Genomic DNA, 1,080 nt, shown 5'->3' on the forward strand with positions numbered 1-1,080 from the left:
GGCGCCGGCGTGCTCGAGGGGGCTCAGGCTGGCGCCCTTGCCGGCATAGGCGTTCTTGACCAGGAAGTCGTCGAGCTGGGCTGAGGTGCCCGCCCCGGCATTGCTGAAGACCTCCGCGTAAGGGACGGTTCCGCTCTTGCTCTGCCAGTGGGTCGCGGTGTTGTTGCTGTTGATCCCCGTGGCCCCGAAATCCACCGAGTTCGCGAGGTTGTCCGTGACCCGGGCATTGGTCACCCCGGACAGCTTGATCCAGGTGTTGTTGGTGCCCAGGTAGTTGTTGGGCACGCCCAGAACGGTGTTGTTGTCAATCACCACCCCGTCGGCCTTGCCGATCGTGATGCCATGCCAGTGAGACGTGTAGATCAGGTTGTTCTCGATCGTGACGTTCTTGTAGGCGATGCCGGTCTCGTTGCCCATGAAGATGCCCTGCACGGAGGTGCCGCTGCCCTGCAGGAAGGTGTTGTCATGGATGTGGACGCCCTCTGACGACCGGGTCGTGTTGACGGTGTGGAACTGCACGAAGTCGGCATGCGCGCCGGGTTCCGCCTTGAAGTTGGTGGCGAAGTTGCGGGCGATTTCCACGCCCTGCATGTCCGAGAACTGGAAGGCATCGGCCCGGATGCCCGTGAGGCTGTTGTTCAGGACCTTGAGGTTCTGGCTGCTGCCGCCCTGGAGACCGTATTGCAGGTTCGTGAAGGTGTTGTTCTCGACCACCACGTCGTGCGAGCCCTTCACCCAGATCCCCAGCACCTTGGCGAGCGAGCCGGCCTCGCCCGAGAAGGCCGAGTTGACGACCTGGATGTTCGAGCTGTTGTGCAGGCTCAGGGCGAAGCTGTTGGCCTCTCCGGAGGTCTGCTCGGGGTTGAAGGCGAGGCCGTCGAGGGTGATGCCGGTCGAGTTCTGGAACTGGAGATCCTCGAACACGGCCTTGTGGGCGGGATCGGCCGAGGTGAGGGTGAGGGCGCCCTTGCCGCCAATGCCGGAATACTTCAGCGCGCCATACTGGCCCGCCGCGAGGAGGATGGTCGTCTCGCCCTGGTAGCTCGCGAGCGCAGCCGACAGTTCTGATGCATTGGAGAC

The 1,080-nt window shown here is 63.5% G+C and carries 1 protein-coding gene; it reads right to left on the reverse strand.

Annotated features, from left to right (window positions below; genetic code table 11):
* The coding region (locus BN1233_RS20595) for a right-handed parallel beta-helix repeat-containing protein (protein ID WP_046865516.1) at positions 1-1,080 on the reverse strand (1,080 nt) is incomplete at both ends.

The sequence above is a fragment of the Microvirga massiliensis genome (assembly GCF_001006805.1).
Classification (GTDB): Bacteria; Pseudomonadota; Alphaproteobacteria; order Rhizobiales; family Beijerinckiaceae; genus Microvirga; species Microvirga massiliensis.